General features: G+C 62.0%; 4 protein-coding genes. 3 read left to right on the top strand and 1 reads right to left on the bottom strand.

Annotated features, from left to right (window positions below):
- Both JQ575_RS12140 and JQ575_RS12135 read left to right on the top strand, forming a co-directional pair.
- The coding region (locus tag JQ575_RS12140) for a VCBS domain-containing protein (protein ID WP_212033421.1) at positions 1-1,341 on the top strand (1,341 nt) is incomplete at its 5' end.
- Between the two features lie 501 nt (positions 1,342-1,842).
- Positions 1,843-4,071 carry a CHASE2 domain-containing protein gene (locus JQ575_RS12135; protein ID WP_212033420.1) on the top strand — a complete coding sequence of 743 codons (2,229 nt, stop codon included), beginning with the start codon at positions 1,843-1,845 and terminating at the stop codon, positions 4,069-4,071.
- A 147-nt stretch (positions 4,072-4,218) separates the two neighbouring features.
- Here the strand turns inward: JQ575_RS12135 and JQ575_RS12130 are convergent, their stop codons facing one another.
- Positions 4,219-5,826 (bottom strand): ABC transporter substrate-binding protein, encoded by a 1,608-nt coding sequence (locus tag JQ575_RS12130; RefSeq protein ID WP_212033419.1) that lies wholly within the window; start codon positions 5,824-5,826, stop codon positions 4,219-4,221.
- Between the two features lie 272 nt (positions 5,827-6,098).
- Here JQ575_RS12130 and JQ575_RS12125 point away from each other — a divergent pair, with 272 nt between their 5' ends.
- Positions 6,099-7,718, top strand: coding sequence for an ABC transporter substrate-binding protein (locus JQ575_RS12125; protein WP_249166610.1), 1,620 nt, complete (start codon positions 6,099-6,101; stop codon positions 7,716-7,718).
- Positions 7,719-7,809: the final 91 nt, after the last annotated feature.

The following is a 7,809-nucleotide window of genomic DNA, read 5'->3' as shown; positions in this document are numbered from 1 at the left end:
GTCAACGAGGGCGATGCCGCCTTCGCCAGGAATCTGCTGAACGGCGCGTCCGACGTCGATCATGGCGAGACCGCGACGCTCTATGTTGCGGACGTGACTTACGCGGTAGACGGCGGAGCGGGCTCCGGGGCGGCGCCGGCGGGCATCTCTCTCGGCGCTGACGGCCATACGCTCACGGTTGATCCGACAAATCCGGCGTTCGATCATCTCGCAGTCGATGAGCACACCACGATCGTGGTGTCCTACAACGTGACCGATGCGCAGGGTGCGACGGTCGCGCAGACCGAGACCATCACGATCAGTGGCACCAACGATGCGCCGGTGGTTGCGGCGGCGCTGTCCGATAATGTCAACGAGGGCGATTCCGCCTTCGCCAGGAATCTGCTGAACGGCGCGTCCGACGTCGATCATGGCGAGACCGCGACGCTCTATGTTGCGGACGTGACTTACGCGGTAGACGGCGGAGCGGGCTCCGGGGCGGCGCCGGCGGGCATCTCTCTCGGCGCTGACGGCCATACGCTCACGGTTGATCCGACCAATCCGGCGTTCGATCATCTGGCAGTCGATGAGCACACCACGATCGTGGTGTCCTACAACGTGACCGATGCGCAGGGTGCGACGGTTGCACAGACCGAGACCGTCACGATCACCGGCACCAACGACGCGGCGCCCGTGATCCAAACGGACCTGTTCACCCTCTCCGAACTCGGCGATGGAGTAACGATGGTTTCCGGTCTCTACGTCACCGATGCCGACGCCTCGGAGACCGAGACCTTCACCTTTACCGCGACCACCGGGGCGTCCCCGGACAGCAGCGTGGCGCCGTCGATCGATCCAGGTGATCGGGAGTATATCAACGACGCGCTCGATGCCGGCGTCACCTACAATCCCGGGAGTTCTCAGCAGCTGACCGATTCGGTCACGTTCAAAGTCACCGATGGCTTCGGCCATTCCGACACGGTCAATTTTATCTTCAACGTGACTGGCGAAAGCGATGTCGAACTGACCGGTACGGACGGGAAGGATGTCATCTTCGCGACCGGCAATACCGATACGCTGACCGGTGGCGCGGGCGCCGATCAGTTCGTGTTCCGGGTCGGTGACGGCAACGACACGATCACGGACTTCACGCCGGGGCAGGACCACATCGATCTCAGGGCGTTTTTCGAAACGATCAACCCTGAAACGATCGATGCATGGCTCCATGACCATGCGGCGCCAAGCCAGAACGATCCGGCGGATATGGTGCTCTGGCTCGGCGGCGATGACAATGTCACGCTGAAGCAAGTCGCGAGCCTCACGGCCAACGACTTCATCCTCCATCCCGGCATCGGTAACTGACCGCGACGCTCCAGCCGGTAGACGTTCTCTTACAAGACCCGCGGAATCCCCAGCCGCTCAGCCTCTTCACGCCGCCGTCGCCGCGTTCTGCTAGCCGGCGCCCACCTTGCTTTTCGGATCCTGCAGCTTGACCGTCGGCACGTCCGGCACGGCGTAATATTTGTCGTGAACCAGGCAATGGTTGCGGATCAAGGGCCACAGCATAGGCCGAGCATGCGCTCGGTCGTGGCCGTATTTTGCCGTCGGCCCGGCGACAAAATAGCGGCGTATCAGTCCGCAGCAGCGCGCGAACAGGATCGTGAGGCCGGGGCGGCGGCCGAAGGGTTCCGCCTGAAATGTCTGGTTTCGTCAATCTGGATCGTCCCCCCATGCCACCATAGCCAGCCATGGTCCGCCGGGAAAGCGGGCGAGCGGCCTTCTGGAAGCGCCGGGGTCCCATAATGCCGCGGCGCGGGTCGCAACCCGTTGGAACAATCTGCCTGCCCGTGATACCGAAGCAGCATGAAGCGGCTGAGAATATTCTGGCGGTGGTTCAAGCGGCGCTTTGGCTATGCCCGGCTGGCGTGCGTTGCGCTGCTGATCGGGTTTGCCGCGCTGCGCGTGTGGGACCCGGCTCCGGTCGAAGAGATCCGCGTTCGAACCTTCGACGCCTTCCAGCGCGTCGACCCGCGCAAGAAGACCGCACGTCCGGTCACCATCGTCGATATCGACGACAAAAGCCTGGAAAAGATTGGACAATGGCCGTGGCCGCGGACGCGGCTGGCGGATCTGGTAACGGAGCTGACCAATCTCGGTGCCGTCGTGATTGCCTTCGACGTGGTGTTTTCGGAGCCCGACCGGCTCAACCCGGAATTCGTCGCCGATACCTATCGTAATCTCGATGAGGAAACCCGCAGCCGGTTGCGCTCGCTGCCGAGCAACGACCAGGTTTTCGCCGACGCCATCCGCGCCTCGCGCGTGGTGCTGGGTGAATCGGGTTTGCCGGAAGAAATGGGTGTGCTCGACAAGACGCTTCCGGTGACCGGGCTTGCGATGCTCGGCGAGGAGCCGCAACGCTTCATGTTCGAGTTTCCCGGCCTGCTGCGCAACACCAAGGTGCTGGAGCACGCAGCGGCCGGACGCGGGCTGTTCACCATCAAGCCTGAACGCGACGGTATCGTGCGGCGGGTGCCGATGATCATGCAGGCGCAGGGCCAGACCATGCCCTCGCTGAGTTTCGAGATGCTGCGCGTCGCCACCGGTTCGGGCACCATCCTGATCAAGGCCGAAAAGGCCGGCATCAAGAGCCTCGGCATCAAGGGCTTTCAGCTGCCGACCGACGGTAATGGCCAGCTTTGGGTCCATTACGCCCGGCATGATGCGTCGCTCTATGTCCCGGCGATCAATGTGCTGGAAAAGACCGTTGCGCCCGAGAAGATCGCCGGCAAGCTGGTGTTGATCGGCACCTCTGCCGTCGGTCTCAACGACATCAAGACAACGCCGGTGTCACGCGCCATGCCCGGCGTGGAAATCCACGCCCAGGTGCTCGAGAGCGCGCTGACCGGGGAGGTGATCTCGCAGCCGATCTTCGGCATCTCGATCGAATTCGCCACCGCGGTCTTGTTCGGATTATTGGTGATCGCGTTCGCGCCCTTGTTCGGACCGGTCACGCTGGTCGCGCTCGGTGCGGCGTTTGCCACCGCGCTGATCGGAACGTCCTGGTATTTCTATTCGCAGCACCGGCTGCTGATCGATTTCACCTATCCCTTGATATCGACGACGTCGATCTATCTCACGCTGATCTTCTCGAGTTTCGTCCGGGAGCAGAAGCAGCGCAAACAGATCCGTAACGCGTTCTCCCAGTATATGTCGCCCGCGCTGGTCGCCCAGCTGGCGCAGTCGCCGGAAAAGCTCGTGCTCGGCGGCGAGGAGCGCGAGATGACCATCATGTTCTCCGATATGCGTGGCTTCACCTCGATCTCGGAGACCTACAAGCGGGACCCGCAGGGCCTCACCGCGCTGATGAACCGCTTCCTGACGCCGCTGACCAACGCCATCCTCCACCGCAAGGGCACCATCGACAAATATATGGGCGACGCCATCATGGCGTTCTGGAACGCGCCGCTCGACGACAAGGATCACCAGCTCAACGCCTGCGAGGCTGCGCTCGATATGCTGGAGCGTGTCGACGAACTCAATCAGGAGCGGATGGAGGAAGCCGAGGAAGAGGGCCGCCCGTTCATTCCGCTCAATGTCGGCGTCGGACTCAATACCGGAACCTGCGTGGTCGGCAACATGGGCTCCGACATGCGCTTCGACTATTCGGTGTTCGGCGACAGCGTCAATCTGGCCTCACGGCTTGAGGGCCAGTCCAAGGAATACGGCTTCCCGATCATCGTCGGCTCGAAAACCGCGCTCGCGGTCAAGGACAAGTTCGCGATCCTTGAACTCGACTTCATCATGGTGAAGGGCAAGAAGGAGCCCGAGGTGATCTACGCCATCGCCGGGCGGGAGGACACCGCGCAGTCCGGCCGCTTCCAGCGCTTGCGCAACCTGACCATCGAGATGCTGGCCTGCTATCGCGGCCGGGACTGGCAAGGCGCGCTGGCCGCAATCGAGCGCGGCCGCCACACCGACGAGGTGCGCTCGCTCGAGCTGTTGTTCAATCTCTACGAGGCGCGAATCCTCAACTTCCAGGAAGCCCCGCCGCCGGAAGACTGGAACGGCGCGTTTGCGCTGCTGACGAAGTAGGAACGTAGGATGGGTGGAGCGAAGCGATACCCATCAATCCTGGGCAGAAGCGTGATGGGTTTCGCTGCGCTCTACCCATCCTACGGACTGACAAAATAAGTCTCCGTCGTCCCTGCGTTCGCAGGGACGACGACGAGATATCCAGCCCTACTCCAGCCCGATCGTCGTCAGATCCTGAAACCAGTGCTGCGCCTGCACGAATTTCTTCACCTTGGGCGACAGCGCGTGCGGGTTGGTATCATGCACCACCCACACCAGCACGGCGTCGTCGACGATCTGGGCATGGGCTTGCGCCAGCAATTCGTCCTGCTTGGTGGCATCGAAGGTCTGCTTGGCTTCGTCGATCAGCGCGTCGACCTTTGGTGACTTGTAGCCGCCCCAGTTGACGCCGACAGGCGCGATCTGGCCGGAGTGGAAGAAGCGCACGATGGCGTAGAGCGGATCCGAGGTGACATAGGCGATGTTGTTGGAGGTGATGCCGGCGTTCATCTCGTCGGCCGCGCCCTTGCGCCAGGCCGTATACAAGGTCTCGAGCTCGACCACTTTGAAGTCGATCTCGATGCCGATTTCCTTGAAGCTCTGCTGCAGGAATTCGTTCATCGGCAGCGACAGCATCTGTCCGGTGCCGCCTTGGGCGATGATGAAGGTGGCCTTCAGCGGCTTCTGTTTGGAGTAGCCGGCTTCCTCGACCAGTTTCTTGGCCGCCGCCACATCATGCTTGAGCTCGAAGCTCGGCTTGCCGAACCACGGACTCGACGGATCGACCTGACCCTTGGCGGGTTTGGCCAGTCCATTCATCAGGCCGACGACGCCTTCACGGTCGATCGCGAGGTTGAGCGCCTTGCGCAGGCGGATGTCGGTCCAGGGCGAACCCGGCAGTACGCTGAGATGATAATTCCACACATGCGGCGTGATGTTGTCGACGATGCGCATCCCCGCGGATTTCAGCTGCGGTACCGCATCGGGGGCCGGCGTTTCGATCAGATCGACTTGGCCGGCGAGCAGCGCATTGGTGCGCGTCAGCGCTTCCGGCATCGGAATCAGGACGATCTTGTCGGCCTTCGGAATTCGCTTCTTGTTCCAGTAATCCGCATTCTTGGTGAGTTCGGCGAGTTCGCGCGGCACCAGCTTTGTCAGTTTGAACGGTCCGGTGCCGGACGGCTGGCTGGCGAACTTGTCCCAATCCTTGCCGAGCTTTTCATATTGCGCGGGGCTCGAGACCAGGAACCAGAGCATCTGGTAGGGGAAGAACGAATCCACCGCCTTGGTTGATATCTCGATGGTGTCGTCGTCGATCTTGGCGTAGCTGGCGACCGAGGGCAGGCGGGTCTTCACCTGCGCGCTTTGGCGCTTGTCGAATTGCGGTGCCTTTTCGTTCAGCACCTTGTCGAGATTCCAGATCACCGCGTCGGCGTTGAACGCGCTGCCGTCATGGAATTTGACGTCCTTGCGCAGACTGAAGCGCCATTTGGTCTTGTCCTTGTCGTCGACCTTCCATTCAGTCGCGAGCCCCGGCACCAGCTTGCCGGGCCGGTCGGCCACGTCCATTTCCCACGCCACCAGCGGATCGTAGATCGTGTAGGCGCTGAACTGATAGGCGCCGGCGCCGCGGTCCGGCTGACCGGTGGTCAGGGGAATATCGGCCATCGAAATGCCGTAGCGGACCACGGATTCGGCCTGCATCGGCGTAGCCGGCAGGGCGCCGATGGCGAGCGCCATAGCGGCGACGAGTAGCATCGAATTGCGGGTGCGCATGAACTAAGCTCCGTTGGCAGTATGCTGAATACCTAATGCCAACTTGCAAGCTTGATGCCAGAATAGGCATCACTGGCTTTTCTTCGTGCGGAGCGGGAAGAAACCATATGTCACATGGCTTTTTCGCGAAGAACTATCTCTTTTGGCACAGGCGTTGCATAACTTTGCATAAGAATTAGTCACCTGAAGTAGAGAAGGGATTGCTGCATATGCGTAACGAGACATTCAAGAAAACCGCCGGGAAAACCGCCAAGGCTTGGATCAAGGCCTGGATGCTGGCGACGGCGATAGTGGTCGGCCTGCCGCTGGCCGCCAGCGCTGAAACCGTACTGCGCATCGGCATGACGGCTGCCGATATTCCGCGCACGCTGGGGCAGCCGGACCAGGGTTTTGAAGGCAATCGCTTCACCGGCCTCACGATGTATGACGCGCTGACCATGTGGGACCTCTCCTCGGCCAGCAAGGCGAGCGTGATGATCCCCGGGCTTTCGACCGAATGGAAGGTCGATGATGCCGACAAGAAGAAGTGGACCTTCAAGCTGCGTCCCGGCGTCACCTTCCACGACGGCTCGCCGTTCAACGCCGACGCCGTGGTGTGGAATGTCGAGAAGGTGCTGAAGCAGGATGCGCCGCAGTTCGACGCCAGCCAGGTCGGCGTCACCGCTTCGCGCATGCCGACGCTGGCCTCCGCGAAGAAGATCGACGATCTGACGGTGGAATTGACCACCAAGGAGCCCGACAGCTTCCTGCCGATCAACCTGACCAATCTGTTCATGGCGAGCCCCTCGAAATGGCAAAAGTTGTTCGAGTCGGCTGAGGGGGCGGATGCCAAGGCGAAATCGCAGGCCGCCTGGGCGGCGTTCGCCCGCGAGGCTTCGGGCACCGGCCCCTGGAAGATGTCGAAGTTCACGCCGCGCGAGCGGCTCGAACTCGTGAAGAACGAAGGCTATTGGGACAAGGCGCGCGTGCCCAAGGTCGACAAGATGGTGCTGCTGCCGATGCCGGAAGCCAATGCCCGCACCGCGGCGTTGCTCTCCGGTCAGGTCGACTGGGTCGAGGCGCCCGCGCCCGATGCGGTAAAGGAAATCAAGGCACGCGGCTTCGCGCTGCAGGCCAACGAATCGCCGCATGTCTGGCCGTGGCAGTTTTCGCGCATCGAAGGCTCGCCCTGGAACGACATTCGCGTTCGCAAGGCCGCCAATTTGTGCGTCGATCGTGAAGGCCTCAAGGACGGTCTGCTCGCCGGCCTGATGGTGCCGGCGACCGGCACGTTCGAGGCCGGTCATCCCTGGCGCGGCAAGCCGACCTTCGAGATCAAGTATGACCTGAAGGCGGCGCAGAAGCTGATGCAGGAAGCCGGTTACGGTCCGTCGAAGAAGCTGACGGTCAAGACCCAGACCTCGGCGTCCGGCTCCGGCCAGATGCAACCGCTGCCGATGAATGAATATCTGCAGCAGGCGCTGGCCGAATGCTACTTCGACGTCCAGCTCGACGTGATCGAGTGGAATACGCTGTTCACCAACTGGCGCCGCGGCGCCAAGGACGCGTCCGCCAACAACGCCAACGCCACCAACGTGACCTATGCGGCGATGGATCCGTTCTTCGCGCTGGTGCGCTTCCTGCAGTCGTCGATGGCACCTCCCGTGTCGAACAATTGGGGCTACATCAACAATCCCAAATTCGATGAGCTGGTGACCAAGGCACGCCAGACCTTCGACCCCGCGGCGCGCGACGCGGCGCTGGCCGAACTGCATGCGGCCTCGGTCGACGATGCCGCCTTCCTCTACGTCGCCCATGACGTGTCTCCACGCGCCATGAGCCCGAAGGTGAAGGGTTTTGTGCAGCCGAAGAGCTGGTTCGTCGACTTCTCGCCGGTGACCATCGCGCCTTGATTGGCGGGTTTGCGTTCTCTTCGTCATGCCCGGGCTTGACCCGGGCATCCACGTCTTTCTTGCTTGTGGCCAAGACGTGGATGGCCGGGAC

Origin of the sequence: Bradyrhizobium sp. JYMT SZCCT0428 (assembly GCF_018131075.1) — a bacterium.
In the GTDB taxonomy this organism is placed as follows: Bacteria; Pseudomonadota; Alphaproteobacteria; order Rhizobiales; family Xanthobacteraceae; genus Bradyrhizobium.
This window is presented reverse-complemented; position numbering and strand designations above follow the sequence as displayed.

What these genes read in the sequence shown, in the direction of transcription:
- JQ575_RS12135 (WP_212033420.1), top strand. Translation starts at nt 1,843, where the DNA reads ATGAAGCGGCTGAGAATATTCTGGCGGTGGTTCAAGCGGCGCTTTGGC.
- JQ575_RS12125 (WP_249166610.1), top strand. Translation starts at nt 6,099, where the DNA reads ATGCTGGCGACGGCGATAGTGGTCGGCCTGCCGCTGGCCGCCAGCGCT.
- JQ575_RS12130 (WP_212033419.1), bottom strand. Translation starts at nt 5,826, where the DNA reads ATGCGCACCCGCAATTCGATGCTACTCGTCGCCGCTATGGCGCTCGCC.